Source organism: Pedobacter antarcticus, assembly GCF_900103515.1.
Taxonomy (GTDB): domain Bacteria; phylum Bacteroidota; class Bacteroidia; order Sphingobacteriales; family Sphingobacteriaceae; genus Pedobacter; species Pedobacter antarcticus.
The window spans coordinates 419,119-446,033 of sequence record NZ_FNGZ01000002.1 but is presented as its reverse complement, the minus strand read 5'-3'; the positions used below and the strand labels follow the sequence as shown (position 1 = coordinate 446,033).

Annotated in this window: 24 protein-coding genes; 4 read left to right on the top strand and 20 right to left on the bottom strand. The window is 40.3% G+C overall.

Going from position 1 to position 26,915, the window contains the following annotated elements; translation table 11 throughout:
* Positions 1 to 40 precede the first annotated feature (40 nt).
* Positions 41 to 2,491, top strand: coding sequence for a transglycosylase domain-containing protein (locus tag BLR53_RS05535; RefSeq protein ID WP_074587875.1), 2,451 nt, complete (start codon positions 41 to 43; stop codon positions 2,489 to 2,491).
* A gap of 56 nt (positions 2,492 to 2,547) precedes the next feature.
* Here BLR53_RS05535 and BLR53_RS05530 read toward each other — a convergent pair whose 3' ends face one another.
* Both BLR53_RS05530 and BLR53_RS05525 read right to left on the bottom strand, forming a co-directional pair.
* Positions 2,548 to 2,922 carry a hypothetical protein gene (locus BLR53_RS05530; protein WP_074587872.1) on the bottom strand — a complete coding sequence of 125 codons (375 nt, stop codon included), beginning with the start codon at positions 2,920 to 2,922 and terminating at the stop codon, positions 2,548 to 2,550.
* A 14-nt stretch (positions 2,923 to 2,936) separates the two neighbouring features.
* A complete protein-coding gene (locus tag BLR53_RS05525) occupies positions 2,937 to 3,287 on the bottom strand; it encodes a GIY-YIG nuclease family protein (protein ID WP_037439525.1) in 351 nt (116 codons plus the stop codon).
* Positions 3,288 to 3,419: 132 nt separating this feature from the next.
* On the opposite strand from BLR53_RS05525, the gene BLR53_RS05520 reads away from it, so the two are divergent.
* Both BLR53_RS05520 and BLR53_RS05515 read left to right on the top strand, forming a co-directional pair.
* The gene (locus BLR53_RS05520) at positions 3,420 to 4,196 is read left to right on the top strand and encodes an XRE family transcriptional regulator (protein WP_037439527.1); all 777 of its coding nucleotides are present in this window, start codon (positions 3,420 to 3,422) and stop codon (positions 4,194 to 4,196) included.
* Positions 4,197 to 4,305: 109 nt separating this feature from the next.
* Positions 4,306 to 4,719 carry a hypothetical protein gene (locus tag BLR53_RS05515; RefSeq protein ID WP_037439529.1) on the top strand — a complete coding sequence of 138 codons (414 nt, stop codon included), beginning with the start codon at positions 4,306 to 4,308 and terminating at the stop codon, positions 4,717 to 4,719.
* A 118-nt stretch (positions 4,720 to 4,837) separates the two neighbouring features.
* Here the strand turns inward: BLR53_RS05515 and rplT are convergent, their stop codons facing one another.
* The 13 genes from rplT to BLR53_RS05450 all read right to left on the bottom strand — a co-directional run bounded on the left by rplT (position 4,838) and on the right by BLR53_RS05450 (position 17,560).
* On the bottom strand, positions 4,838 to 5,182 hold the full coding sequence (gene rplT / locus BLR53_RS05510) for a 50S ribosomal protein L20 (protein ID WP_037439531.1): 345 nt from the start codon (positions 5,180 to 5,182) through the stop codon (positions 4,838 to 4,840).
* A 73-nt stretch (positions 5,183 to 5,255) separates the two neighbouring features.
* Complete coding sequence (gene rpmI, locus BLR53_RS05505) at positions 5,256 to 5,456, bottom strand: 50S ribosomal protein L35 (RefSeq protein WP_037439533.1); 201 nt, start codon at positions 5,454 to 5,456, stop codon at positions 5,256 to 5,258.
* A gap of 26 nt (positions 5,457 to 5,482) precedes the next feature.
* Positions 5,483 to 6,052, bottom strand: a complete 570-nt coding sequence (gene infC / locus BLR53_RS05500) for a translation initiation factor IF-3 (RefSeq protein WP_051759761.1) — start codon at positions 6,050 to 6,052, stop codon at positions 5,483 to 5,485.
* A gap of 13 nt (positions 6,053 to 6,065) precedes the next feature.
* Entirely contained in the window at positions 6,066 to 7,991 is a 1,926-nt protein-coding gene (thrS, locus tag BLR53_RS05495; RefSeq protein WP_074587870.1) for a threonine--tRNA ligase, read from the bottom strand.
* Positions 7,992 to 8,132: 141 nt separating this feature from the next.
* Entirely contained in the window at positions 8,133 to 9,056 is a 924-nt protein-coding gene (locus tag BLR53_RS05490; protein ID WP_074587868.1) for a LysR family transcriptional regulator, read from the bottom strand.
* Between the two features lie 58 nt (positions 9,057 to 9,114).
* Complete coding sequence (locus BLR53_RS05485) at positions 9,115 to 9,675, bottom strand: GNAT family N-acetyltransferase (protein WP_074588506.1); 561 nt, start codon at positions 9,673 to 9,675, stop codon at positions 9,115 to 9,117.
* Positions 9,662 to 10,354, bottom strand: a complete 693-nt coding sequence (gene rpiA / locus BLR53_RS05480; RefSeq protein ID WP_244889454.1) for a ribose-5-phosphate isomerase RpiA — start codon at positions 10,352 to 10,354, stop codon at positions 9,662 to 9,664. Before rpiA ends, BLR53_RS05485 begins: the two co-directional genes overlap by 14 nt.
* A gap of 152 nt (positions 10,355 to 10,506) precedes the next feature.
* On the bottom strand, positions 10,507 to 11,535 hold the full coding sequence (locus BLR53_RS05475) for a hemin-degrading factor (RefSeq protein WP_074587866.1): 1,029 nt from the start codon (positions 11,533 to 11,535) through the stop codon (positions 10,507 to 10,509).
* A gap of 10 nt (positions 11,536 to 11,545) precedes the next feature.
* Positions 11,546 to 12,328 carry a heme ABC transporter ATP-binding protein gene (locus BLR53_RS05470; protein WP_074587864.1) on the bottom strand — a complete coding sequence of 261 codons (783 nt, stop codon included), beginning with the start codon at positions 12,326 to 12,328 and terminating at the stop codon, positions 11,546 to 11,548.
* Complete coding sequence (locus tag BLR53_RS05465) at positions 12,325 to 13,374, bottom strand: FecCD family ABC transporter permease (protein WP_037439543.1); 1,050 nt, start codon at positions 13,372 to 13,374, stop codon at positions 12,325 to 12,327. Before BLR53_RS05465 ends, BLR53_RS05470 begins: the two co-directional genes overlap by 4 nt.
* Complete coding sequence (locus tag BLR53_RS05460; protein WP_074588504.1) at positions 13,367 to 14,230, bottom strand: heme/hemin ABC transporter substrate-binding protein; 864 nt, start codon at positions 14,228 to 14,230, stop codon at positions 13,367 to 13,369. Before BLR53_RS05460 ends, BLR53_RS05465 begins: the two co-directional genes overlap by 8 nt.
* A gap of 128 nt (positions 14,231 to 14,358) precedes the next feature.
* Positions 14,359 to 15,438, bottom strand: a complete 1,080-nt coding sequence (locus BLR53_RS05455) for an HmuY family protein (RefSeq protein ID WP_074587862.1) — start codon at positions 15,436 to 15,438, stop codon at positions 14,359 to 14,361.
* A gap of 28 nt (positions 15,439 to 15,466) precedes the next feature.
* Positions 15,467 to 17,560: a TonB-dependent receptor plug domain-containing protein gene (locus tag BLR53_RS05450; protein WP_074587860.1), complete on the bottom strand. Its 2,094-nt coding sequence runs from the start codon at positions 17,558 to 17,560 to the stop codon at positions 15,467 to 15,469.
* A gap of 273 nt (positions 17,561 to 17,833) precedes the next feature.
* Here BLR53_RS05450 and BLR53_RS05445 point away from each other — a divergent pair, with 273 nt between their 5' ends.
* Complete coding sequence (locus tag BLR53_RS05445; protein WP_037437958.1) at positions 17,834 to 18,415, top strand: YceI family protein; 582 nt, start codon at positions 17,834 to 17,836, stop codon at positions 18,413 to 18,415.
* A 74-nt stretch (positions 18,416 to 18,489) separates the two neighbouring features.
* On the opposite strand, the gene BLR53_RS05440 is transcribed toward BLR53_RS05445, so the two are convergent.
* From BLR53_RS05440 to BLR53_RS05420, 5 genes are all read right to left on the bottom strand, one after another.
* Complete coding sequence (locus BLR53_RS05440; RefSeq protein WP_074587858.1) at positions 18,490 to 20,529, bottom strand: M13 family metallopeptidase; 2,040 nt, start codon at positions 20,527 to 20,529, stop codon at positions 18,490 to 18,492.
* Between the two features lie 223 nt (positions 20,530 to 20,752).
* Positions 20,753 to 21,274, bottom strand: a complete 522-nt coding sequence (locus tag BLR53_RS05435; RefSeq protein ID WP_074587856.1) for a DUF892 family protein — start codon at positions 21,272 to 21,274, stop codon at positions 20,753 to 20,755.
* 114 nt (positions 21,275 to 21,388) lie between these two features.
* Entirely contained in the window at positions 21,389 to 23,812 is a 2,424-nt protein-coding gene (gene galB, locus BLR53_RS05430; protein ID WP_244889453.1) for a beta-galactosidase GalB, read from the bottom strand.
* 66 nt (positions 23,813 to 23,878) lie between these two features.
* Positions 23,879 to 25,285 (bottom strand): hypothetical protein, encoded by a 1,407-nt coding sequence (locus tag BLR53_RS05425; protein ID WP_037438004.1) that lies wholly within the window; start codon positions 25,283 to 25,285, stop codon positions 23,879 to 23,881.
* Positions 25,286 to 25,301: 16 nt separating this feature from the next.
* The gene (locus tag BLR53_RS05420) at positions 25,302 to 26,900 is read right to left on the bottom strand and encodes a RagB/SusD family nutrient uptake outer membrane protein (RefSeq protein WP_074587848.1); all 1,599 of its coding nucleotides are present in this window, start codon (positions 26,898 to 26,900) and stop codon (positions 25,302 to 25,304) included.
* Between the last annotated feature and the right edge of the window lie 15 nt (positions 26,901 to 26,915).

Here is a 26,915-nt window from a genome sequence, read left to right as displayed (position 1 = left end):
ATCTGCTCAAACTGATAACCAAAAATTTAGACCCGGTCATATGTTCAAAGAAATACAAAACAAATACCTACGTTATTTCGCCATATTTGTATTCTGTATAATTTTATTCTTTTCAAGTCTACAGCTCAATTTCCTATGGCTTTTCGGCTACTCCCCATCGTATCACGATATAAAGATCCCAACGTTAAGTGTCGGATCGGAGTTATACACATCTGACGGTAAACTTATCGGCCGATATTATAAAGAAAACCGGACTCCAGTGACATTCAAGCAAATTTCACCTAGTGTAGTCAATGCTTTAGTCGCCACTGAAGACGCAAGATTTTACAAGCATATTGGAATTGACTTTCGTTCATTGATCTCAAGCGGCGTTTCTACTGCCACGGGAGACAAACGTGGAGCCAGTACCATAACCCAGCAACTAGCTAAAAATCTTTATCGTACCAGGTACAATAAATCACAAGGATTTATCAAACATATTCCCGTTGTAAGAACAATCATTACTAAACTAAAAGAGTGGATGACGGCAGTAAAGCTGGAATCAAACTACAGTAAAGAAGACATTATAACCATGTATCTGAATACGGTATCATTTGGTAATAATGCTTACGGGATTAAAACTGCTGCAAGAGTATATTTCGATAAGCAGAGTGATTCTTTATCTGTTCCTGAATCGGCATTATTGGTAGGTATGTTAAAGGGTACATCTATGTTTAATCCTATCAAATATCCGCAGCGAGCTTTAGACCGGAGAAATGTTTCGTTGTCCCAGATGAACAAATATGGGTATATCAGCGCCGGAGAATTAGCAGAATTTAAGAAAGAGCCATTGAAATTAAAAGAAGGCCGCGTAGATGACGGTAGTGATGGCGATTCCTATCTCCGGGCAGCGGTTTCCAAATACCTGGAGAAATGGTGTGAAAAAAACGGATACGACCTTTACGAGGACGGACTTAAAATTTACACCACAATTGACTCTAAACTACAAAACTATGCAGAAGAAGCAGTCGCTGATCAAATGCGAATAATACAAAAACGGTTTTACAACGTATGGGGGAATGAAGACCCGTGGCAGGATTCTGAAAAGCGTAAGATTGATTATCCGGCGCGAGCCATGAAAGGCTTGCCGATATACGCTATGCTAGAGAAAAAGTACCCTAATAATCCGGACTCAGTATTAGCCTACTTTAATAAGAAAAAGAAGATGACTATCTTCTCTTATAAAGGTGACCGTGACACCCTGTTTTCTACATTGGATTCAATCAGATATTACGGGAAAATAATGAATACTGGAATGATGACATTAGATCCATTCACTGGTAAAATCAAAGTATGGGTTGGAGGTGTTGATCATAAATTCTTCAAATATGACCACGTAAATCAATCTAAAAGACAAGCTGGATCAACCTTTAAACCTTTCGCCTATCTGGCTGCTATGGAAAGCGGAATGGGCCCCTGTGATACTTTTATAGATAAACCTGTTAGAATTAAATACGAAGAAAAAGGCAAAACAGAGTATTGGGAACCTAGAAATGCAAATTGGGAGAACTCCTACCGGGAGATGTCCTTACGTGCAGCTTTAGGCAGGTCTGTTAATACAGTAACTGCACAGGTCACTGAACATGTTGGCTGGGACAATGTTGTGAAATGGGCACATGAATGCGGCATTGAGAGTCCGCTTCAATCTGTGCCTTCAGTAAGTCTGGGCCCTAATGATGTGTCAGTTTATGAGATGGTACGGGCCTATGGCACATTCCTGAATAAAGGAGTGCGTACAGACCCGATTCTTGTAGAAAAGATCACCGATCAGGATAATAATTTGATTGAAGATTTCGAGGCCAAAACCAAGAGAGTACTTTCAGAGGAAATAGCATGGTTAATGTTGTATATGCTCCGTGGTGGCATGGAAGAACCGGGAGGAACATCAAGAGCACTCTGGGAGTGGGATTTATGGAAAAACAACAATCAGATCGGTGGTAAAACCGGAACTTCTTCCGACTATGTTGATGCCTGGTATATGGGTGTTACCAAAGATCTGGTTACAGGCGTTTGGGTAGGCTGCGATGAGCGGTCGGCACACTTCAAAAATGGAGAAACCGGAGAAGGTTCCAGAACAGCATTGCCCATTTTCGCTAAATTCATGGAAAAGGTATATCATGATACATCTACGGGGTACACTTACGGCCCGTTTCCAAAAGCAACCGTGCCCATTACAAGAAATATAAATTGCCCTACACCGGTTTATGTTCAGGATACAGTCGCTACAGACACACTCGTTACGGATTCACTCCAGACCGAACCTGTTTCTGAGAGTGAGCCAGCAGTTGAAAAGCAGGAAGAGGTAAAATCTACAGAGAAAAAAGCCGCGGAGCCTGCGCCTAAACAATTAGTTCCAACAGTTCCTTTAACCAGAAAAGAAGAAAGAGAATTGAGAAGGAAACAAAGACAAGAAGAAAAAGAAAGAAAGAAAAATGAAGTCAAAAATAATTAATGATATACTGGCTTAGAAAACAAAAAGAGGGGGTTCATTGGAACCCCCTCTTTTTGTTAAATAGACATTTCCCGCAAAGAAGCAAATATCTGAATAATACTATTGCTAATCTGGTCTGCTTTTTCTGAATTTATTAATATACCAATTAAGATAGCCCCTTCCTCTGTATAAACTCTACACGAGTTAGTCGATAGCCCACATCCCTGTTCTATGAGTGATTGCTGCTCTAAATCATTGATCAGGAAAGCGCATGAATCCGGGAAGTTATGACGACATAAAAACATCAGATCCTGAATCATAGGATAGTTGGGATTAAATAATCCAATGATATCCTGTTCAACGATAACAAGTTGGTTTCTCAAGCTATATACTTTATCAATCAGGCCATAGCCGTAATTCAACTGATCAATATGGAGAGATACTTCTTCCATAATCTTCAATTGAGTCAGGAGAGTATGGCCAACGGCAATTTCACCTGATTAGATAAAGGTCTGTTCATCGTAATATGTTCAAAGTCCAAACCTATTGTAAGGTCAACCCAATCCGGGTTGCAGGAACGAATTAGACGCTCCTTTTGCATTCTGGTGAAACGGCTAATCAGTTTAAATCTACTAAGCGCCTGCATCTCAGTCTTAAATTCTTCAAAATACACCAGTCTGGTCAAATGTTGTGAGCTGTCAAAGAAAAGACTTGGAATCTGTTTATAAAAATCAAGAGTTTTAATCAGATCAGCACTGATACCTACATGTAAACTATTTCTGTTTCTGTCGGTAACGATATAGACGAATTTTTTCATAGCATTCAGTTTAAAAGGACCACTAATTAATTTAGTATAAAGATTTGTTCAAGTCTTAAATATTACTAACTTTATTGGTACAATATTACTAACTATTTTAGTATAAACAAACTTTTTTTTAATTTTATTTTTATGTCTAATATTTCCAGCAACCTCAAATACCTCAGAAAGAAAAACAGCCACACACAGCAACAATTCGCTGATATAATGGGAATTAAAAGATCATTAGTGGGTGCATATGAAGAAGACCGGGCTGAACCAAAATATGAATTACTAAAAAAAATAGCAGAACATTACGAACTGACTATAGATGAGTTTATCAATGAACAAATCACCGATAAGTGGAAACCGCAGTTAAAAAGCCAGGGAACTAATCTTAGGATTCTAAGTATTTCAGTCGATTCTCAGGATAATGAGAATATTGAAATGGTACCGGTGAAAGCAAGTGCAGGCTACTTAAATGGATTCTCAGACCCTGAGTTCATTAAAGATTTGCCTAAGTTTCACCTTCCGCTCCCCTCTCTCAACCACGGTACTTTTAGGGCATTTGAAATCATGGGAGATTCTATGTTACCCATCCAGCCTGGAAGTGTTATTATAGGTGAGTATATGGATAACTGGAACGATGTTAAAATAGGTGAAACCTATATTATTATCAGTAAAAATGAAGGCGTTGTCTACAAACGTGCAGGCAACCGTTTTAAGGAGAAGAAAGAATTAAAATTAGTATCCGATAACAAACTATATGATCCGTATCTCATTCCCGCAGACGATATATTGGAAATATGGAAAGCCAAAGCTTTTATCAGTACTTCCCTCCCGGATCCTGCGCCGGAACCAACAATAGAAACATTAAGTAATATGATGTCACAAATGCAAAAATCTTTATCTCAGCTCAACAAGAATTAACATCTTTTAACATATGCGGATTAAACCGTTTGGCTTTTTCACACTCTATCCATAAAAACAAGGCAACGGCTTACATAGCGTTGCCACATGGAAATTAAAACATACACAGATGAAAAAGATCTTTTTAACATTCGCAATTGCACTGATGGGATTCACTGCAACTTATGCACAACAAGGTAAAAAACAACAATTAACTCCAGAGCAAAGGGCGGAAAAAAGCACTGCAAAACTGGAGAAAGAATTGAGCCTGACAGCTGACCAGAAACAAAAAGTTTACGCGATTGAACTTAACAAGTTTAAACAAAACCAGGACTGGCATCAAAAAGCAAAAGCCGAAAGGGATCAAAAAAAGGACCTGGCGATGAAGGGCATGAAAGAAAACCGGGAACAGTTAAATAAAGTTCTTACTGCAGAGCAGCAGACTAAACTTGAAACTATCCATAAAGAGAAAAAAAGATCTCATCATGGTATGAAAGGTAAAAAAAGAGGACTGAGAGCCGATTCTACAGCGACTAAAGCATAATCACTATTTATTTCAGATTAGGCCCGGAGTATATAGTACAAAAGCCAGTAATATATAAATTATGAGGCAAAAAAAAAGGAGAGCAAATGCTCTCCTTTTTTGATATATTATCATTTCACTATTTAACTGTATCAATCACAGCTTTGAAAGCTTCTGGGTGATTCATAGCTAAATCAGCTAAAACTTTACGGTTTAAACCGATGTTTTTAGTTGCTAATTTACCAATCAGTTGTGAGTAAGAGATACCGTGCTGACGTGCACCAGCGTTAATACGTTGGATCCATAATCCACGGAATTCTCTTTTCTTAACTTTACGGTCACGGTATGCATATTGCAAACCTTTTTCTACCGTATTTTTAGCTACAGTGAATACTTTACTTCTTGATCCCCAATAGCCTTTGGCCATATTTAGGACTTTTTTCCTTCTTCTTCTCGAAGCTACTGCGTTTACCGAACGTGGCATAGTGTTGTTGTTTTTTGATAAGCGGTGTTGCGTATTTCAGCAAACTTACTACCGGGTACCTGGTTAAAATTAATTATTTTCCGATAGCAAGCATACGCTTAACGTTGCCCATATCAGCACTAGACACCATTGAGGTGTGACCTAAATTACGCTTACGTTTAGTGGACATCTTAGTTAAGATGTGGCTTTTGTATGCGTTCTTTCTTGCGATTTTACCTGTTCCAGTAAGCGAAAAACGCTTTTTAGCACTGGAATTGGTTTTCATTTTTGGCATAACCTGTCTTTATTTATGTAATTTATTTATTTTTTCGCAACTTTTGGAGCAAGCGTAAGGAACATTCTTTTACCCTCTAATTTAGGTAGAAGTTCCACTTTTCCAATATCTTCCAGAGCCTGTGCAAATTTAAGTAACAAAATCTCACCTTGCTCCTTATAAACAATTGCTCTACCCTTAAAGTGAACGTATGCTCTAACCTTTTCGCCGTTTTCAAGGAAACTTACCGCATGTTTCAGTTTAAACTGAAAATCGTGATCGTTTGTATTCGGTCCGAAACGGATCTCCTTGATAATGGTCTGCTTAGCATTCGCTTTAATCTCTTTCTGCTTTTTCTTCTGCTCGTAAACGAACTTGCTGTAATCAATGATTCTGCAAACCGGAGGTACCGCGTTAGGAGATATCTCAACCAGATCCAGTTCCAGTTCATCGGCAAGGGCTAAAGCTTTTGCCAAAGGATAGATCCCTGGTTCAACATTATCTCCAGCTAATCTAACCTCCTGGGCTCTGATAAACTGATTAATATTATGTTCTGCTTCTTTTTTCTTAAAAGGAGGACGTGGTCCCCTGTTAAATCCTGGTCTGCCTAATGCCAAATTTATATACTATTTAAACTGTTATTTCTTTAATTAATAATTCACTGAAATCCTGGATAGTCATCTCTCCGAGATCACCCTCGCCATGTTTTCTTACCGAAACCTTCCCTTCAGTCATTTCCTTCTCACCGATAATCAACATATAAGGCGTTTTCTTCACCTCAGCATCCCTGATTTTTCTTCCGATTTTTTCATCACGAAAGTCAATCAAACCGCGAATATCGGAATTATTTAGTTCATCTGAAACTTTTTTAGCATAATCTTCATATTTTTCTGAGATAGGAAGTATGATAAATTGTTCCGGGGAAAGCCATAAAGGGAAATTTCCTGCACAATGTTCAATCAGCACAGCCACAAAGCGTTCCAGTGAACCAAATGGAGCACGGTGAATCATGACTGGTCTGTGCTTTAGATTATCGCTACCGGTATATTCCAGTTCAAATCTCTCTGGTAGATTATAATCAACCTGGATCGTTCCGAGCTGCCATTTTCTTCCTAAAGCATCTTTTACCATGAAGTCCAGTTTAGGTCCGTAAAAGGCTGCTTCTCCCAGCTCTACGACTGTAGGCAGCTCTTTCTCAGCAGCAGCTTCGATAATAGCGTCTTCAGCCATTTTCCAGTTCTCATCAGAACCGATGTACTTAGCCTTGTTATCTGGATCACGAAGTGAGATCTGAGCAGTGTAGTCGTTAAAACCTAAAGATTTAAAAACATACAGTACAAGATCGATTACTTTTTTAAACTCCTCTTTAACCTGATCCGGACGACAGAACAAGTGAGCATCATCCTGAGTAAACCCTCTTACCCTTGTTAAACCATGCAGTTCCCCACTTTGCTCATAACGGTAAACAGTACCGAATTCAGCGAACCGTAAAGGAAGGTCTTTGTAAGAACGTGGTTTTACTTTATAAATCTCACAATGGTGCGGGCAGTTCATCGGCTTCAACAGAAACTCCTCACCTTCCTGCGGAGTTTTTATCGATTGAAAAGAATCCTTACCATATTTATCCCAGTGACCTGAAGTCACATAAAGATTTTTATGTCCAATATGCGGTGTAATTACCTGTTCGTAACCAGATTTAGCTTGCGCTTTAGTCAGGAAATTAACCAATCTTTCTCTTAGTGCTGTTCCTTTAGGCAACCATAAAGGTAAACCCATCCCTACTTTTTCTGAAAATGCAAAAAGCTCAAGTTCCTTACCTAACTTACGGTGGTCTCGCTTTTTAGCCTCCTCAATCATATGGAGATATTCAGTCAGCTCGCTCGCTTTCGGAAAAGTAACTCCATAAATCCGGGTGAGCTGTTTTTTAGTCTCATCTCCTCTCCAGTAAGCACCAGCAACATTCATAAGCTTTACAGCCTTGATAAAACCGGTATTCGGAATGTGTGGGCCACGGCATAAATCAGTAAATTCACCTTGTTTATAAAAAGTGATCTGACCATCCTGTAAACCGTCAATAAGGTCTAGTTTATACTCATCTCCTTTTTCTGTGAAATAGGCGACAGCATCAGCCTTTGAGACATTTTCTCTGGTAAAAACTTCTTTCTGCTTTACCAGTTCCATGAACTTCGCTTCAATCGTTTTAAAGTCATCAGAAGAAAACTCATGATCTCCGAAATCAACATCATAATAGAAGCCGGTTTCAATCGCCGGACCGATACCGAATTTGGTACCCGGATATAGAGCTTCTAAAGCTTCCGCCATTATATGTGCAGAAGAGTGCCAGAAAGTCGCTTTACCGGCAGTATCGTTCCAAGTCAGCAATTTAACTGTTGCATCCGCCTCAATCGGCCGGACAGAGTCCCAGACTACGCCATTGACTTCAGCAGCCAATACATTGCGGGCAAGTCCTTCAGAAATAGAAAGTGCAATTTGATGAGCAGAAGTCCCCTTTTCGAAAGGGCGGACAGAGCCATCAGGAAGTGTAATGTTAATCATCTACAACTATGATTTTAAATATGATAAAAAAAAATATATGTTTTGCCATCACTTACAAGGTGATTTCAGCAAATACAAAGGTAATTTTTTAAGCTGTATTCAGGTAAAGAAAATTAAATCAGCTTAAGAATCCGTGAGACCTCAGGAAGAAACAGGTAGCGGGCGGACCGGAGAAATGTCCTGAATAAAGATCTTTTTAATCGTTTCAATTTCATCCGAGTAAATAGTTTTTTTTCTAGATGCAAAGTGCAATGTGTTTTCCATAGGAAGAAAACCTTCCCAGAGTATTTTCACTTTACCAGAATTCACTTCGTCCCTGCAAAGAAAATCAGGAATAACAGCCAGTCCTTTTTCATCACTTAGACACCTGATAATAGACCTCATATTTGGAACAATAAAATTAGGTTTAAAGTCAATCCTTGAATTGAAGTTCTTAAACCAGAATTTCAGCAGGTGTTCCATATCCCCTGCAGTCCCAAACCAAAGTTGCTGCTTTAACCAAGCCTGCATCCCAGACCTGTCATTCTGTTGCATCAACCGCTCAAAATCGGTCGTATCCGTCGCAGCACCTGCAATGAGCACAATCCGTTCCGTACCAAAACCATGATAAGTAAGATTTTTCGATAAGTCTTTGTGCGGCGTGATAATCAAATCCAGAATCCCGTTATCCAGTTCATTGATCATTTGCTGATAATCTCCAAATTTAACAATTACATTAAACGGAAGTTTAGATAAATGTGGTTCCAATATTAGCTGAAAAGTCTCGAAACACATCCCCAGACTAAGCGTCGGCTTTTCTTTTGTACTGTTACGGTGAAAGTGCTGTTCGGCCGTCTCCAGCTTCAAAATTGCCTCCAGCACATAATTATAAAGCACTTTACCTTTTTCAGTGGGAACCATCTTACGGGATGTCCGGTCAAAAAGCTTATAACCGGTGTAATTCTCCAAAGAACTCAGATGCAAACTTACCCCCGGCTGGGAAATAAACAACGTTTCTGCAGCTCCTGTGAGTGTCCCTGTCTCATAAATTGCTTTGAAAGTCCTATACCATTCCAGATTAACCATACCTCATTATTATGATACAAATATACCAATTTTATAAAAAAGATAATACATAAAAAGGTCAGGACTCATCTGCGTTCAACATGGAGTAGACTGCAGAATCCAGGAATTGGCCATTATAGTAAACCTTATCTTTGAATAACCCCTCCCTAATAAAACCTGCGGCATCCAGAACTTTTTGAGAGGCAATATTACGTGGATCAATAACTGCTTCCAATGTATGAAACTTAAGATCTGCGAACGCATATTTAACAATCCGGTTTACAGCTTCAAGCATGATCCCCTTCCCGCGGAAATCAGGATGGAGAATATAACCAACTTCAGTCCGGAAATTTTCAGGCTGGATTCTGATCAGACAAATCATTCCGACTAATAATTTTTCATTATCACTAAGGGTAATGGCCCAGTTAATACATTCTTTTTTAATGAGCATCTCCTCAAAAGTTCCGATTAGCGTTAGTGCATCTTCAGTATTTTTAGCCAGTGGCCTTGGGATATAACGCATGGTATCGGGATCAGACCGAAGTGCAAAAACAGCATCGACATCAGCAGAAGTAATTTCTCTTAAAGTAAGTCTTCCCGACTTAAGGACCGGAAACGGGCTAAAATTAATTTCCATCATATATAACAACATGATCGCCTTTACCCATAATTACCTGGGTGGCTAAATGAATAAATAAACCATGCGCAACAACTCCTTCAATCTGATTTAATTTCTCCGCAAGCGCAGCAGGATCATCAAGCAGTCCAAAATCTGCATCAATAATATAATTTTGATTATCAGTCAAAAACACCTTATCGTTACGCTCTCTTAAATAACAGATTGCGCCAGCCTTCTTTAATTGCTGTGTAACATAAGATAGACCAAATGGCACCACTTCGACAGGTATTTTAAACTTTCCTAACCTCTCCACCATTTTAGAGGAGTCTGCAATAATAATTTCCTTTTTACTTAAGGAAGCCACGATTTTTTCTCTGAATAAAGCCCCGCCGCCACCTTTAATCAAGTTAAGCGCAGAATCGAATTCATCTGCACCATCTATGGTCAGATCTATTTCTTTGACCTCTTCAGGTTTTAAAAGTTTTATCCCCAGCTCAGCTGCCATATTTTCTGTGTGCACTGAAGTGGCAACAGCTTGCAAGTTCATTCCAGACTTAACGAGCTCTCCAACCGCCTGAATAGCATAAAAGGCAGTAGAACCTGTGCCAAGACCGATAATCTGATGATCCTTTATTTGTTTTACGGCCTCTAATGCTGAATTCTTTTTTTCCTGTTCAGACCAATTCATCTGCTTCTCCATAAATTATTCTTTATTAAGCATAAGCTCAAGATTCGTATAAATTTATAAAAAAAGACAGGATAACAACTGGATTTATTCCGTGTATACGAAAAAAGCTGTACCAGGGCAGTACAGCTTTTAATAAATGATAGCACAAAATTTTACATTAAATTCTAGGCAGTTAAGACAGCATTCTCAGTGCTTAGCAGACGCCATTTTTCATTTTCAGGAATTCCTGGTTTACGTTTACCGAAAAATTGAACTATGATTTCTCCATATTGATCAAAGACTTCAATACTGGTTACCACACCATCTTCTGTAGGTTTTCTAACTAACCAAACTTTATCAATAGCATCTTCTCTCAGGTGCATATTAAAATCAGGATCAAGAACATTTAACCATGGTCCGGTTCTTACTATTTTTTTAACTGGTCCTGTATGGATCTGAATACAGCCCTTACTGCCTGTAAACACCATAATTTCCAGGTCCGTAGCCGAGGCTTCCTCTAAGATCTTACCGATTGATTCGACTGTAATACGTGATGCATAACCTGCAGGAGCCAGTCTAAGCCCTTGTGTTCTGGAAACACCAAACTCACGAAGCAAACTATGAAACTCATGCGTATCCTTTAAAGCAAGCCATTTTTCAGCAAACCCTTTTTGATCAATCTCGTCATCAGGCTGCTCATCAGCAGCAGTCTTCTTCGGCTGAACAACAAATTCCTGTTCATTCCCATCTGTAAATTTCGCAACCAGACTTTCATAAGCTTCTGCATCACTGTCAGCTGTCACATAAATTTTATGAACTGCATCTCCATCCTTACCAAAGAACTGAAGACTTTTTCGACCATTTTCTGACACTGCGAAAGCAGAAGCCCATTGAGATAAGAATATTCTCAGATCAATATCAGGATTCACAAGTAGACCCATCGGTCCCGAAAAACTTGCACCATGGTAGATACCTTTACGTTCATGCACACAATAATCATTACGTGTTAACGCCATAACTTTACCTAGCGATTCAACATCGACAAGAATATCTTTAAAATCCGGCTTTAGACGGATTGCAGACTCGCCGATTGTTGTTGCAATTAATTCGGCCTCAGTAACCTTTAATTTTTTAGCTGCGTCACGAATTCTTAATTTTTCATCCTCTTTTTTTAAAGCCTCCCACTGGCTTTTTAATGTCGTCATTTGATTCATATTCGTTCTTTTAAATTTTTACTGCCGCAGGTACAACCAGCGGACATTTATAACCATCCATAGGGACCAGCCGTACTGAAACCCCAAAAGTTTCTTTTAAATTTTCGAAGTTTATAACCTCCTCGGGTCTGCCCATTGCCACCATCCTCCCCTGCTTGAGCAGAAGAATCTGATCTGCAAATGTAGAAGCAAAATTAATATCATGTAAAATACAGATCACTGTATAACCCTTGTCTGATAAACCCCGGGCTAATTCCATAACCTGCTGCTGATAAAGCAAATCAAGACCATTTGTCGGCTCATCCAGAAAAAGACAGGCTTCCGGACAATCATAAATTTGAGCCAGAATTCTTGATAAATGAACCCTTTGTTGTTCCCCTCCGGATAAAGTCTGATAATCACGGTTGGCCAGATGTAAAATACCGGTGTCCTCCATAACCTGACGCACAATAACCTTGTCATTCTCAAGAGGCTGATTTCCAAAATGTGGATATCGCCCCATCATAACCAGCTCATGAACCAGAAAAGAGATAGAAAGCGTGTGTTGTTGTACGAGAATCGCCCTTTGTCTGGCGAGTTCCTGGAGACTATAATCGTCCAAAAGTTTACCCCGAATCCTAATGTTGCCAACTGACGGCTTTAATTCACCGCTCAACATTTTTAGGAAAGTACTCTTTCCGGCACCATTTGCACCAAGAATCGCCAACATTTCTCCTTTTGCAATCGAAAAATTCAGATCATCCACCAGCAATTTGTTGCCAATTCTAAAACTCAATCCGGTTATGGTAATCATAATTGTTTATTTTTATTACGTTCAGATATAACCATATATAAAAATACGGGGGTACCAATTAAAGCAGTTAATATTCCTATCGGTAACTCAGCAGGCATAACAATCGTCCGTGCCACAAGATCTGCCATGGTCAACAATGCAGCACCTGCGATAGCAGCTCCAGGAATAACCAGACGGTGATCTGATGTGAAAGAAATTCGCAGTACGTGAGGCACTACAAGTCCGATAAAACCAATCATCCCCGCCACAGAGACAGATGCGCCTACCGCGATAGTTGCCAGAAGCATAATTATCCGTTTCAGCTTAACCACGTTTATCCCCATATGTATTGCCTGCGCCTCACCTAAAGCCAGGGCATTTAAAGACTTAGAAAAGAACGGTAGTATAAAAACAGGAATAAAAACAAACGGGGCAATTAAGACTACAGTTTCCCAGGATGCACCGCCTAAACTACCCAAACTCCAAAACGTAATGGTTCTGAGCTGCTCATCAGTGGCCATATAAGTTAACAAACCAGTTAATGCCCCTGCAAGCGCATTGATCCCAATTCCACATAGCAATAACGTTGTAATTACAGTTTTACCATTATTAACAGCTAAACGGTAAACCAATATCGTAGTAAAGCAGGCCCCTGCAAATGCAGAGATAGATAAGGCATAAAAACCCAGTGCGCCGCTTATCACTTTAAAAAAACCAGCCCCCAGGACAATCATCAGCACGGTGAACAAAGTAGCACCTGAAGAGATCCCAATTAAACCTGGCTCTGCAAGCGGATTACGAAACAAACCTTGAATAGCGGCACCCGAAACACCCAGAGCTGCACCTACCAGTGCACCTAAAGCGACCCTCGGCAAACGAATATGTAATAAAACCGCAGCCTGCTGGTCGGAATACAGTTTTTCTGCAGAAAGACCTGTCTTATGCCCCACTAAAGAAAAAAACTCAGCTGCCGAAATGCTCACTGCTCCTACACAACACGAAACAATCAGTACAACAATGAGCAGTAAGCAGAGCGATGATAAGACAACAGCCCTTGATTTAATCATGTATTTTCGCTGCTAATTCCTTAATAGCCACACCTAACCTTGGACCAAAACTACTTAACAGTTCACCATCCATACTGACAATTTTTTTATTTTTGCCGGCATTGGTTTCTTTGATGCCCTGAACTTTTGCCATCCCCTCAGCACCACCCAGACTTTGCAATCCAGATTCGAATAATAAAATTACATCCGGATTAGCTTTTACTAAAGCTTCGGCAGTGAGCGGTTTATAATCCGCAAATTCGGTCACAGCATTCTGACCGCCTGCCAGTTCGATCATACTGGCCACCTGCGTACCTGTACCACCAACCATCATCGTCCCCGCACCTCTGGCATATATAAATAAAACTTTAGGCTTAGACTGAGCTGCAGCAGGTTTAACAGCAAGATCGGTTTCCAGCTGACGGATAACAGAGTCACCTGCTTTCTCACGATGAAGACTATCTGCAAGTGTACGAATCAGTTTTTTAGTACCTTCAGCACTATATTCCTGATCAACTAACAATAACCTCACACCCGCGGTTTTAAACTGTTCAGCGAGAGCCGGTGTAATTTCTTTCGATAAACCGACAATAAGATCCGGCCTCAGTGCCATCACACCTTCGGCATTTATACTTTTACTATGCCCTAATTTAGGTTTGGCCTTAATACTTTCCGGGTAATTACTGGTAATATCTGTACCAACAATATTCTTCTCTAACCCAATCGCAGCAAGCACTTCAGTAACAGGGCCGTTTAAAGACACTATTTTCAAACTATCAAGCTGGTGGTCAGCACCATTTTCATCTTTTGCATTATTCTGGCAGGAAGTCAGGGCAGAAACTAAAACGAATGCTGCCAGTATATAGGATTTTATCATTGGATTGATTTTATTCAGGTTAACAATTAAGAGCACGTTAATTTTCAGGCGGAAGATTGAATTTTGTAGAAAAAAAGCGGCTTTCAATCTTATTGAAAGCCTGCTTTTCACCAAAAACTAACCAAGTTTTATGCTTTTTTTATCAGTTCATAAGTAATAACCGGTTTACCACGTACCCCGGTATCTTTCGCATGGAAACTGACGAATTTCAATTTATATACATTACCCGCTCCATCCTTAACCAGATAGAAGCGATCTGTCTTAACACCTACAGGATTTCCCGATGTCACCCGCCATTTGCCAGCAATTGCATCACGGTTACCGTTAAATGCAATACCATTAAGATCAGTCTCTTTGAAATCAGCATAGTTGACTTTGCTATTTGCTTCTGTTCCCGAGAATATGACCTCAGCAGCTGTAACGCCACTAACGAAATTGATTAATACAAAATCTGAGAAAGTATATGGAACAGTGGCACTCGCCATATAAGTAGACAGCGTCCATTGAATATCCCAGTCAGCTTTTGCAGGCTCCACTTCTACAGCACCAGTAGTAAACGAAGCAAACTTAAAGTTGAAAACAGGATCCTTCACGATATTCAATGTCTTAAAAGTAGTTTCATTAATTTTCGCATATTGCAGCGTATATCCATTGCCATTACGAATTACACGGATTTTCTCCCAGCCTCGTTTTTCAGTTACACCAGCCGTTCCGCGGTTTACGATGTACACTTTGTTACTGGCTTCAGCTGCAGATACCTCTTTAATAACAGTACCCCCTAAATAAGCAGCAGCACCACCACTCACAGGATCAATGGTAGAAAATCCACCGTCACCTTGACCCAGAGCCAATGTATTAGCACTTGCTAGAGCAATGGTATCAGCGGCGGTAACCGTATTAAGATCGGTTTTGTCGAGCGCTATAGCTGTTGAACCAACAGTATGGTTAAGAATCACCCGGAATTCAGTGCCCGAATAAAAACCAAGATCCCAGGAAGTACGCGCTACGGAAACTTGTTTGTCTTTACTGAAATCAACAAAGACACTATTTCCAGCACCGGTGCCATCCTCTTCACCAATAAGACCATTCAATGTTAAAGTACTTCCGGATGAGGGTGGTACAATAATAATAGGATCACTATCCTTTTTGCAGGAACTAAACACAGCAACTGCGCAGAAAAGCGCTAAAAATGGAGTAAACTTGTTCATAATTTGTGTATTGAATATTTATAATTTATTATTTCGAAATATTGAAGTTCAGCCCAACAACATAAGATCTCCCATACTGATAAGGAACAGGCCCGGCTCCGGTGCTATGTGCAGCGCCTGTGTCAGTTCCTGTGTTACTCAGAGAAGTAACATCAAATAAATTTTTAACCCCTGCATTCAGATTCAAACCATTAAAAATCTTTTTGGTGAACATCAGATCCGCCAGTGTAAATGAACCGGTCTTAGTTAGTTGCGCCTGCTCTACCGCACCAGCAGTCGCCAGTACATATATCCTTCTAGTTCCTGTGAATTTGCCGGAGAAATTTACCGTAGCATCCCACTTGGGAAAAGTATAAGTCAGATTGGTATTCACTTCAGGAGACCAGACAAACTGGGGCGATTCGCCATAGGCATCGGCATCGGCAGCATATTTATTATAAGTTCCGATCATGGAGAAGCCCAGACTGGCTTGAAAATCTTTCCAGATCGCGGTGCCTTCCATTGTACCACCAGTTGTTTTAAATCTATCTATATTAATCAAGGTAGTTACAGTCGGATCGTCAGCGGAAAGACCATAATCTATTCTATTACGGAAATAATTGTAAAAACCTGTGAGGACGATTCGGGTGCGGACAGCTGCATTATCGTCATTACTGCGGGTTAGAGAAGCGTTAAAACTATTGGATTGTTCAGCTTTAAGATTCTCATTTCCAATGATGGTATGGCTGGCATCAATAAAATCATAATATAATTCGCGCAAAGCAGGCGCGCGGAATCCACTCGCATAACCAATTCTGAAATCATATAACGGATTCAATTTAATTTTTACATTCAGGGAAGGAATGACAGGAGGCGCGTCATAAACAGAGTTTTTAGTGAACCGCAGCCCTGGTCTTAACATTAGCCAGTCGATTGCCTTCCATTCCGAAGAAAGAAACAGGGAGTAATCATTAATAACCGGACTACCTTTAATTCTTGCACCATCAGCTGCATCCCTATTGAACTCCAGGCCCGGTTGAAAAGATAAACCTGGAGATAGTTTATAAACTAATGTTGTCCTGGCAGTTACTGTATTAAATTTAGAAACATCCTGTTCTGCTTGTCCGGTCGAAGTAACATCTGAGCCGTCCGTGAAATCGTGTATAGAAGTTTGCGTCGCCCTTTTAAGATTAGAATAAGCAACCATACCATTCAGATTCAAATTATCCTGTAATCTGAAATCGCCCTGAACCTGGTGTGTCCATCTGTCAGTAACATATTTCTGATTAATGGATTTGTAAGTATTTGGGTTGAGCGCCCCTTTACTGTCGATAACCTCATTTACATAATCCGCTCTGTACCAGACATTGGCTTTCGCGCTGCGGTAGCCGATCCGGGTGTTGGCTAACCATTGCTCTTTGGGTTTCCACCGGTTGATAACAGATGCGACCTCTTCAGCAGTAGCAGTGGCTGGCGCCAGATTAAAACCAGTAAAATCCTGATGACTTAAACCAGCCATAACGCTCCAGCGATTTTGCTGCCACCCGCCCCCCAGATGTTGCAAATGCACTCCCTGATCACCAAAAGGTTTATATTCCGATCCGGCAGTCTCCTCCTGAACGCGTGCATTCAAATTCCAATTTTCCTTTCCAGGCCCCTTAGTGATGATATTAATTACTCCGGCAAGAGCGTCACTCCCGTAAGAAACCGATAAAGGCCCCTCTACAATTTCGATACGTTCAATTGTATTTATATCAATTTGATTAAGACTTTCTCTGGAATCGTTCCGGTCTATCATAGGCACTCCGTCGAGTAGTATTTTCACATTACGTCCAGACATTCCCATTAATTGGACGTCGCTTGTTCCCAAAGTCATGTCATTAGAAAAACGAAACCCAAGTTCTGTGTTAAGTACCTGCTGTATATTGGTTGCAGCTCTGAGTCTGATTCTTTCGGAATCGATAATACGTGTTCTGTAAACTGAATTTTTTAAAGACTGCTGTTGGTACTCGCCGGTAACGACAACTTCATTTAAGGTTGCCCGGGTGCTATCCTGTTGAATTTTTTCTACTCGTTTCACGGTTTGTGCGACGGAGATTTCAGTACAAAAAATTAATGCACAGCACAGTAAAGCAAGTCTCATATATTCACTATTTAGAATAAGATTAAATAACACTACAAGTATATAGGTTATTTAGATTAATTACAAACAATGAATTATAAATATTATAACGTTCTATGAACTAAGATTTTAAATTGAAATAAACTGATGACATTATTTCAATTCTCTAAATATTATCAGCAGCTAATCCGTATAGAATTGTAAAATTTTAGTATCTGCTCATATTTCTTATCATAAATCAATACAACGTTGGAATTTTTGTAACACCTTTGATTTATAAATTATTTAAATTTTATGAAAAAAATATTTGTACTTCTGTTAGCCGCTTCTGCTTCATTATTTGCATTTACGCCAATTGCGTTAAATACATGGACTGCAGACAAATCACATTCAAAAGTTGGATTTAGTGTTACGCACATGCTTATTTCCGACGTTGAAGGATCTTTTAAAAACTTTGAGTCGACAGTTACCGCTTCTAAAGACGATTTTAGCGACGCAGTGGTTAACCTGAGCGCAGACGTGAAGTCAGTAAGCACAGACAATGAAAAAAGAGATGCTCATTTATTAAACGCAGACTTTTTTGATGCTGAGAAATACCCAAAATTAACTTTCAAAAGTACCTCAGTTAAAAAAGTATCTGCCAATAAATTTAAAGTAAATGGCCTTTTAACTTTCCATGGTGTATCTAAGCCGGTTGAATTAGACGCTACGCTGAGAGGTGTAAACACAAATGCTAATACTAAAAAATCGGTTGCTGGATTTAAAGTTACCGGTACTATCAAAAGATCTGACTTCAACTTTGGAACAAAGTATCCAGGTGCAGTTTTAAGCGATGAAGTAGAATTGACAGCAAACACGGAGTTTATAAAAAACTAATTTTATTGAACATAAAAAATCCCGCTTTCGGATAATTCCGGAAGCGGGATTTTTTATGTTCAATAATCTGAATTTTACCAGATTTTCACTCTTTTATCTGGAGCCAGATATAAAGAATCACCAGGTTTCACATCGAAAGCCGTATAAAACTCAGGTATATTTCTTACCACACCATTTACACGGAACCTAGCCGGCGAGTGTGGATCGGTGCCAACCTGATTACGAAGAGCTTCAGCTCTGGATTTATTTAACCATACTTGTCCCCAGCCTAAAAACACACGCTGATCACCAGTAAAACCATCAAGTACAGGAGCTTTTTTTCCATCAAGGCTAGCATGATATGCTTTCAAAGCGATAGTTAAGCCACCCAGATCACCGATATTTTCTCCAAGTGTGAATTCTCCATTTACATGCAGATCTTTCATGACTTCAAAACCATTGTATTGTGCAACTAATGAGTTTGTTCTCTTTTTGAATTCATCCAAATCCGATTTCGTCCACCAGTTACGCATTACACCATCTCCATCAAAAGTACTTCCCTGGTCATCAAAACCATGACCGATCTCATGTCCGATTACTGCACCAATACCACCATAATTCACGGCGTCATCAGCATTCATATCAAAAAACGGAGGCTGCAGTATTGCTGCCGGAAATACAATCTCGTTCAGTGGCGGGTTGTAATAAGCATTTACAGTTTGTGGAGTCATCCCCCATTCGGAGCGGTCAACAGGCTTCCCTAATTTAGCAATCATCCTGTTATATTCAAATGCAGTAGATCTTGTCAAATTCCCATATAAATCGTCCTTAACAATCTTTAAGGTACTGTAATCTCTCCATTTATCAGGGTATCCGATCTTAGGTGTGAACTTGCTTATTTTTTTAAGCGCTTCCTGTTTTGTCGTTTCACTCATCCAATCCAAACCCTTGATACTTTGTTCGTAGGCTTTTAATAAATTGCCTACCAGTTCCAGCATTCTTGCTTTGGCCGCAGGTGAGAAGTGTTGCTCCACATAAAGTTTACCTACCATTTCACCTAAGGACCCATTGACTACACCAACAGCCCTGCGCCATTGCGGACGTTGTTGCGGCACCCCATTTAAAATCGTTCCGTTAAAATTAAAATTTTCAACATCCAGGGCTGTATTCAGAGCAGATGCAGCGCCGTTAACGAGACTCCATTGCAAGTAAGTTTTCCAGGTACTGATCGGTGTCTCTTTAATAATTGCATTCAGGTCTTTAGTGTATTGTACCTGCGCAATAACAAGACTGTCAGGTTTCTTAATACCAGCTTCTGTCAGCAAGGCTGTCCAGTTGAAGTCGGGCATAAGAGTTTTTAATTGGCTGACACCATATTTGTTGTAAAGGCCGGCAATATTTCTGGTCTCTTCTTTTTTCATTTGCTTGGAAGCCAGTAAAGTCTCCAAAGCCATAATTTCACTTGCTTTAACTTTTCCTCCGGAAATTCCCGCAAGAGTCAGCATTTTTTCAATATGGATCACATATTTGGTACGGATCTCCTTTGACTTCTCGTCTGTTTTAAAGTAGTATTCTCGTTCCGGTAATCCCAGTCCACCCTGCCAGGTTAGTAACATATAGTTGGAAGGATCTTTGAAATCCTCCGATACACCAACACTAAAGGGAACCATATTACCAATTTTACTTGCATAGGCGAAATATGAAGCAAGTTCATCGTAATTTTTAAGATCGTTTATTTTTTTCAAATCAGCCGCCAGTGGTTTAACGCCGATAGCATCCCTAGCCGCCATATTCATGTAAGAACCGTATAGATCACCGATTTTCTGTTCTTCAGAACCTGGCGCAAATTTTCCGGATGCTGCTTTTTCAATAATAGCTTTTACATCTTCCTGCGCCTTATCACTCACCATGGCTCCGACGCTGTAAGCAGGTTTATCGGCAGGAATTTCAGTGTTTTTAATCCATGTTCCATTTACATAGTTCATGAAGTTATTACCAGGCCGGACTTGTTTATCCATATTGGACACGATAATACCAGACTTTGGGGGATCCTCAGTTTTTATAGCCTGAAATCCGGCAAACAACAATAGGGACCCGGCTAAAACCGGAACACCCAGGGATAATTTTGTTTTCATTAGCTTAATTTTTTTTGTTAGATGTAACCTGGATAAAGGTTACACCAGGATTTTTTTATAGCATACCGGGTTTACAAAAGCTTATCAGCATAGGTTGTGCAAAGCTTTATGAGGTCGGTATCACTTAATTAATGACACAATTTACAAATAAATTCAGACGAAACTATAATTACCCGAATTTCCTGGATAACGCTAATGAAACTGATCAGACGATATTGATATTTTAAATCCCGCGAGATTCACGATTAACTGCCGGATGAATCACTTCACTGGCAAGGGTAGAAATAACACGGTCAAATTCCTGCTCCTCGTCAAGATTAAACTTCAGCAGATCAAGAACCTGTTTTGGCATACTTTCCTGAAGCAATCCTATCATATTGGAATAGCTGGCTATTTTATAGTGTGAAATTAACTGTGTAGCATATATAATAGCCGCATCCCTTAATGCGGTCCCCGTCTCCATACTTTTTACAAGCTCCCCTGCCTTCTCTGTCAATATTTCGATTACCTGGCATTTTCCCTCAGCCTCGGGCATCTGCAAAATATCAAATATCAGCTCTAAACGTACCGCGTGCTTTTCAGCTGCTGCTGCCTGAAAAAGCAATTGCCGTTGTAAAGGCTCCGTATAGGCAGCCATAGATAATGCAGTGGCACACTGTACCACTCTCTTTTCTCCGTATTTAAGGTCTTGCAGACATTTGTTATAAAATAGCTGCAATCCTGTTTGATCTCCTTGCATTTCCATCTTTAACGCTGTTAACAGGATGCTTAAAACAACCTGTGTGAATTAACAAACCAGATTTTCAAAAGTTTGATTTCACGCAAATTACAGCACATTTAAACTTCATGTAGTAATCATTTACTTAGACTGTAACCTGATCTCTGCAGAGCCAAGACCTTCACTAAAAGCCTGAATTACAATCTCCCCCTGGACCTGGTCAGTTCGGACAATTGCCATCGCAAGTCCGTTAAAAGCCTTACGGTTATCAGACTGAAAAGACTCATGACTAACGGGACTACCGTTATCTGTAGCCACGAGCCTGCCTGCGCCCTCTACCGATATCCGTATAGCTTGTGCTGCATCAGGAACCAGATTTCCCTGAGAATCCAGAACACGAATCGTCACAAACGACAAATCTTCGCCATTCGCATCTAATACCCCTCTATCGGCAATTAGCTCAAGTTTCGCCGCCGGCCCCGCAGTAGATACATTTCTTTCCAGAATGATCTTCCCATTCTTACGCGATACCACTTTTAGAGTTCCTGGTTGATATAAAACCTTCCAGGAAACTTTGAGTTCTTCTCCATCCTTTCTGCGTACTCCTTTGGAGACACCATTCAGATAAAGTTCCACTTCGTCTGCCTGACTGTAATAGGCTATAACATCCACTTCTTTTCCCGAAGACCAGTTCCAGTGTGGCAATAAATGTAATACCGGTAAATCGGTCCATACACTTTGGTACAAATAATAAACATCTTTCGGAAAACCTGCAAGGTCGATTATTCCGAAATACGAACTTCTTGCCGGCCATGTATAAGGGGTTGGCTCTCCTAAATAATCGAAACCAGTCCAGACATACATTCCCGAAACTGCAGGATTACGGTAAAAAGCCTTTAGTGTTTCTTCATGTGAAGAACCCCAGGGCGTGTAGCAATTATCGTAGGCGGAGCAGCTAAAATCTGCATTTCCGGTTAGTAAAGGTTTATCCCAGGCGGTCGGCCAGATGCGCATACTATCTGCAGGTGCATCATAATGTCCCCTGGTCTGTAAGGCAGAAGTCGTTTCGGTTGCAATTAGCTTCTGACCGGGATGGGCATTTGTAAAATCATCCCATGATTTATGATTATAATTATAGCCAATCAAATCCATTGCTCCGGAACTGATCAGATTATTGTAACTGTTTACATCGTTATTTGCAGTAGTTACCGGTCTGGTAGGGTCGAGGTCTTTTACTATTTTCACCAGTTTTCTGGCCCATACCCTTCCTAATGTATCAGCACCTGTACCCCATTGCTCCTGAATCTCATTTCCGACGCTCCAAATAAATACAGAAGGATGATTACGGTCACGCAGCACCTGATCCTCCAGATCTTTCTTATGCCATTGTCCGAAATCAATATGGTAATCAAAATCTGATTTCTTTTTTTCCCACATGTCGAAAGATTCGTTCATTACAATAAAGCCCATCCTGTCGCAAAGGTCAAGGAGCGCTGCTGCAGGCGGGTTATGAGCAGTCCGCAATCCATTGCAACCCATAGCTTTTAAAATCTCCAGCTGGCGTTCTGCGGCACGCAGGTTAAAAGCAGTACCTAGTGCGCCCAGATCGTGGTGATTACAAACACCTTTGATTTTTATATTTTTACCATTTAGAATGAAACCATTTTTTGCATCAAAACTGAAACTACGTATACCTAGCGGCGTTTCATAATCATCCACAATTTTCCCTTTTTCTATCAGGCTGGTTCTTATTTTATATAAATAAGGCTCGATATCAGACCAGAGTCTGGGGTTTGGCAGTTCCATATTTACAACAGAATTGGTACGCTTACCAGTGACAGTTAGCGGGGAAATCTTTTCTAGCATAACCCTGCCCTCAGCGTCAATAATCTGATGCCTTAGATTTATCTTCCTGCTTTTCAAATTGTTTGCGATAACTGCTTCCATTCTGATTTTAGCCAGACCTTTATCTACTACAGGAGTGGAGACGAATGTCCCTGAATTCACAATATGCAGCGGATTAGTGATTAGCAATTTAACATCCCGATAAATTCCAGATCCTGTATACCAACGGGCATTAGGTTGCTGACTATTGTCAACGCGAACCGCGATGCAATTCTCACTACCCAACTTTAGATAAGGAGTGAGATCATATTCAAAAGAAATATAACCATTTGGCCTCTTACCTAAATAATGTCCGTTGATCCAGACTTCACTATTCCGGTAAACACCATCGAATAAAATGGAAACCAGACGGTTAGCAGCCGACCGTGGTATTTTAAAAGTCTTCCTGTACCACCCTGTTCCTCCAGGGAGTGCCCCACCTCCGACGGTGGCAGGATGCGAATTACTAAAGTTGCCTTCAATACTCCAGTCATGAGGTAAATCCAGTTTTCTCCAGTCTGAATCTTTAAAACCTATATTTGACGCAGAAGGTACGTCACCTTTAAAAAACTTCCAGTCCGCATTAAAATTTTCGATTGTACGACTGTTATCCTGTCCCGCCAAATTCATACTGAATGTACTCAATACAAAAAGGAGTAATATGCTAAAATATATTTTCACTATAGCCTTTTATTGCTAATGACCAGGGGCTTGCCCCTGGTCATTAAACACAAACATTCATTTTAATTATAAAACATAATGGAAAGCGAACCATTCATCTTTCGCTGCATCGTAAGAAGTTCCAAACCAGATACCCTTAGTTTCTACTGCCCCTGGAAATGCTTTGACAACTTTAAACGTTGGAGATGCCGGGCTCATCCAATTATCTGGATTCTGCACCAGCGTATTACCCTTTAATGTCACTTCATTTGTTTGTTCATTAACCGTAAAAGTACCGGTGGTAATGGCGCCATTCTGATTCCTGGTATACTGTTGTCCACCAATATTATTGAACAAAATCCAGGAATTATTCGCTACTGCATCCCAGGAGTCATTCCAGCCCCAATCTCTTGAATCGGCATGAGATTTAGTCCAGCCCTTACCCTTGGCAATCCAGTCAATAGGGTTACCGGCAGCATCCAATTTCCAAATCCTTCCGGAAGAATTTCCAGTCAGCATTTTCAATAGTTCACCAGCTTTAAAAGTGGGGTCAAAACCCTGATCTGGTCCCGTTTCAGGCGGCACATAACTGTCGATAAATGACTTAGTCACGAAATTATATACCAGCATTGCTTTCCCTTCTCCATCTACATCTGCATCACGGATAACGCCTAGCTGCATACTATTTTCATCCAGAGAAAGAATGGTATAATTGGTCCAGTTTGAAATACCTTTCAAACCATTTTTCTCATTTTTATATCCGCGCAGGATAGATGCGTTATTAATGGTCAGCATTTTACTGTTCACGTTCAAAGCATAGGTACCATTCTGCGTGACACCACCTTCCATAGGCTTAACTGCTTTGAAGCTTGCTGTATTTTTCAAACTGAAGGTCATTGAGCCATAATCTCCCCTTGACATATGATTCGGATAGACATCGGCCGTGCCTACAGCCCAGGTCCAGCAATCACCACCATAACAACCGGTAGCACCACCATCCCATTCACCACCGCTTTTTAACCAGCCATTATTTACACCGTAATAGTATAAAGGGCCACCAAAAAATTTACCATCAGTGTCCAGAACCCACTCCTTTTCGTGCCCTACACCACCTGTTAAAGCTGTCCATAAAGGATCATTAACATAATTAAAATTGTCTTTGGTTACTTTGACCACTATCGAATCCATCTGAACTACCGAACCACCAGATACAGCCGAAAATTTAATTACGTAGTCACCCGCGAAAGCGAATTTAACCGTATCAGTCATTCTGGTTGAGGTACCGGTGCCGTAATCCCACATGGAAATTGTTCCAGGTGTCATATTTTTCAGAATTACAGTATTACCACCGTCATCTGCTTTAAGATCCTGGTCAACTGAATATCTGATTTCTGACTTATCGAGCACCCGGCCGATGCTGTGCTCATCTTTCTTACAAGCTGCAAACAGCAGTGGAAGCATTAAAAGCCCCGCTAATTTTCTATATAATTTCATTAGAATAAGGTTATAATTACCAGCCATTATTTTGTTTAAGTGTTCCGTTAGACAGCGTAATCTGTGTATATGGAATCTGCTGTAAGCCCTGAGTAAGGATGATATTACCTGCATTAATAGATTTCTGTGCAGACTTTCCACCATTCAGTACTGTTGTCGTTTCTGCAATTTCCTGTGCCGCACGGCTAATGCCCAGTCTGAGTAAATCATAGTAGCGAATACCTTCAAAGGCGAATTCCAGACGACGTTCCCTGACAATATTTTCAGGAGATATTACTAAAGGTGTAAATCCACCCTGCAAAGCTCTCTGTCTGACGGTATTAAAATAGGTTTGTGCGTTCGGGCTGCCTAATTCAGCTGCCATTAACAATACATCTGCATAGCGGATAGATACATAATCTTGAAACTGACCGATCTGAAACAAATTATTACCGAAAGATTCCGGTAATGGTTTGCCGTCTTCCCCAATCATAGGACTATATTTTTTCGCATAATAGCCGGTATATTCCCTTTGCCCCGCCTGATTCGTAAAATTCAATTTCTCATCAACAATGGAGATTATCGACGCAACTTTACGGGTATCGGCCGCGGCATAACTATTCCATAATTTAGGATTTACTGTTTCCGCACCCCAACCATTACCATAGGGATAAATTGCCTGCTCACGGATACCAGTCATAATCATCCAGTGGTTCCCATCGGTATTTCCATTGTAATCGCTTGTATAGGTATATCTGATACTGAATATTGTTTCTTTATTACCCTCTCCTGCGAAATCTGCTACAGATGCAGCAGGCCACAAATGGGCAAAATCTTCTACCAGGCCATATCCCCCCGCAGTAATTACATCCTCCAGATAACTCAAAGCCTGAGATTTATTCACTTGCCCAACCAGATCAGGTTTGTTATAATAACCAGTATAAAACAAGAAAACCCTACCTAGCAATGCCTCTGCAGCATATTTAGTTACACGACCATGATCTTTCACCGCTTGAGCAGCGTAAGGGATACTTTGCATATTTTCCGCTGCAAATTTCAAGTCTGAAGCAATTACCTGGTAAACTTCATCCGGCGATGCCTGCGGAACATTTTCTGCAGTAGGCACAGTCAGCAGCGGAATATTTCCCCATAATCTAACCATATCAAATAAGAGGTAGGCGCGTAAAAAACGCGTTTCAGATTCGTACGTTTTACGCAATTGCGGATCACTCCCCCAGGCAATCTGATCCATTTTGCTAAGCAGGACATTACAGCGGTAAAGTGCTTTATAATATAAGATCCAGTTCCGCTCATATAAGTTCTGATCAGAAGGTGATCTGGATTTGTCAAATTCATCAATCATCTGATAACCCAGACCATCAGAATTCCCGGTTCCACCAAACGTATTATCGGACATCACCTCAGCTGCCACGGGCAGTGCAACACCTTCCGACCACACTACTTGAAGACCATCATAACATCCAACCAGTGCTGCAAAAGCATCTTTAGGTGTTTTATAAAAATTTTCATCCGTTACCGTTGTAATTGGTTCGGTATCCAGAAAACCTTTTTTGCAACTTCCCATCGCAAACAGGAAGATTGTCAATGTATATATTTTTATAGCTTTCGTTTTCATCAGCTTATAATTTTT

Bases quoted from the DNA above. Each gene is read 5' to 3' on its own strand.
- BLR53_RS05535 (WP_074587875.1), top strand. From the start codon at position 41: ATGTTCAAAGAAATACAAAACAAATACCTACGTTATTTCGCCATATTT.
- BLR53_RS05530 (WP_074587872.1), bottom strand. From the start codon at position 2,922: ATGGAAGAAGTATCTCTCCATATTGATCAGTTGAATTACGGCTATGGC.
- BLR53_RS05525 (WP_037439525.1), bottom strand. From the start codon at position 3,287: ATGAAAAAATTCGTCTATATCGTTACCGACAGAAACAGAAATAGTTTA.
- BLR53_RS05520 (WP_037439527.1), top strand. From the start codon at position 3,420: ATGTCTAATATTTCCAGCAACCTCAAATACCTCAGAAAGAAAAACAGC.
- BLR53_RS05515 (WP_037439529.1), top strand. From the start codon at position 4,306: ATGAAAAAGATCTTTTTAACATTCGCAATTGCACTGATGGGATTCACT.
- rplT (WP_037439531.1), bottom strand. From the start codon at position 5,182: ATGCCACGTTCGGTAAACGCAGTAGCTTCGAGAAGAAGAAGGAAAAAA.
- rpmI (WP_037439533.1), bottom strand. From the start codon at position 5,456: ATGCCAAAAATGAAAACCAATTCCAGTGCTAAAAAGCGTTTTTCGCTT.
- thrS (WP_074587870.1), bottom strand. From the start codon at position 7,991: ATGATTAACATTACACTTCCTGATGGCTCTGTCCGCCCTTTCGAAAAG.
- BLR53_RS05490 (WP_074587868.1), bottom strand. From the start codon at position 9,056: ATGGTTAATCTGGAATGGTATAGGACTTTCAAAGCAATTTATGAGACA.
- BLR53_RS05485 (WP_074588506.1), bottom strand. From the start codon at position 9,675: ATGATGGAAATTAATTTTAGCCCGTTTCCGGTCCTTAAGTCGGGAAGA.
- rpiA (WP_244889454.1), bottom strand. From the start codon at position 10,354: ATGGAGAAGCAGATGAATTGGTCTGAACAGGAAAAAAAGAATTCAGCA.
- BLR53_RS05475 (WP_074587866.1), bottom strand. From the start codon at position 11,535: ATGAATCAAATGACGACATTAAAAAGCCAGTGGGAGGCTTTAAAAAAA.
- BLR53_RS05470 (WP_074587864.1), bottom strand. From the start codon at position 12,328: ATGATTACCATAACCGGATTGAGTTTTAGAATTGGCAACAAATTGCTG.
- BLR53_RS05465 (WP_037439543.1), bottom strand. From the start codon at position 13,374: ATGATTAAATCAAGGGCTGTTGTCTTATCATCGCTCTGCTTACTGCTC.
- BLR53_RS05460 (WP_074588504.1), bottom strand. From the start codon at position 14,230: ATGATAAAATCCTATATACTGGCAGCATTCGTTTTAGTTTCTGCCCTG.
- BLR53_RS05455 (WP_074587862.1), bottom strand. From the start codon at position 15,438: ATGAACAAGTTTACTCCATTTTTAGCGCTTTTCTGCGCAGTTGCTGTG.
- BLR53_RS05450 (WP_074587860.1), bottom strand. From the start codon at position 17,560: ATGAGACTTGCTTTACTGTGCTGTGCATTAATTTTTTGTACTGAAATC.
- BLR53_RS05445 (WP_037437958.1), top strand. From the start codon at position 17,834: ATGAAAAAAATATTTGTACTTCTGTTAGCCGCTTCTGCTTCATTATTT.
- BLR53_RS05440 (WP_074587858.1), bottom strand. From the start codon at position 20,529: ATGAAAACAAAATTATCCCTGGGTGTTCCGGTTTTAGCCGGGTCCCTA.
- BLR53_RS05435 (WP_074587856.1), bottom strand. From the start codon at position 21,274: ATGGAAATGCAAGGAGATCAAACAGGATTGCAGCTATTTTATAACAAA.
- BLR53_RS05425 (WP_037438004.1), bottom strand. From the start codon at position 25,285: ATGAAATTATATAGAAAATTAGCGGGGCTTTTAATGCTTCCACTGCTG.
- BLR53_RS05420 (WP_074587848.1), bottom strand. From the start codon at position 26,900: ATGAAAACGAAAGCTATAAAAATATATACATTGACAATCTTCCTGTTT.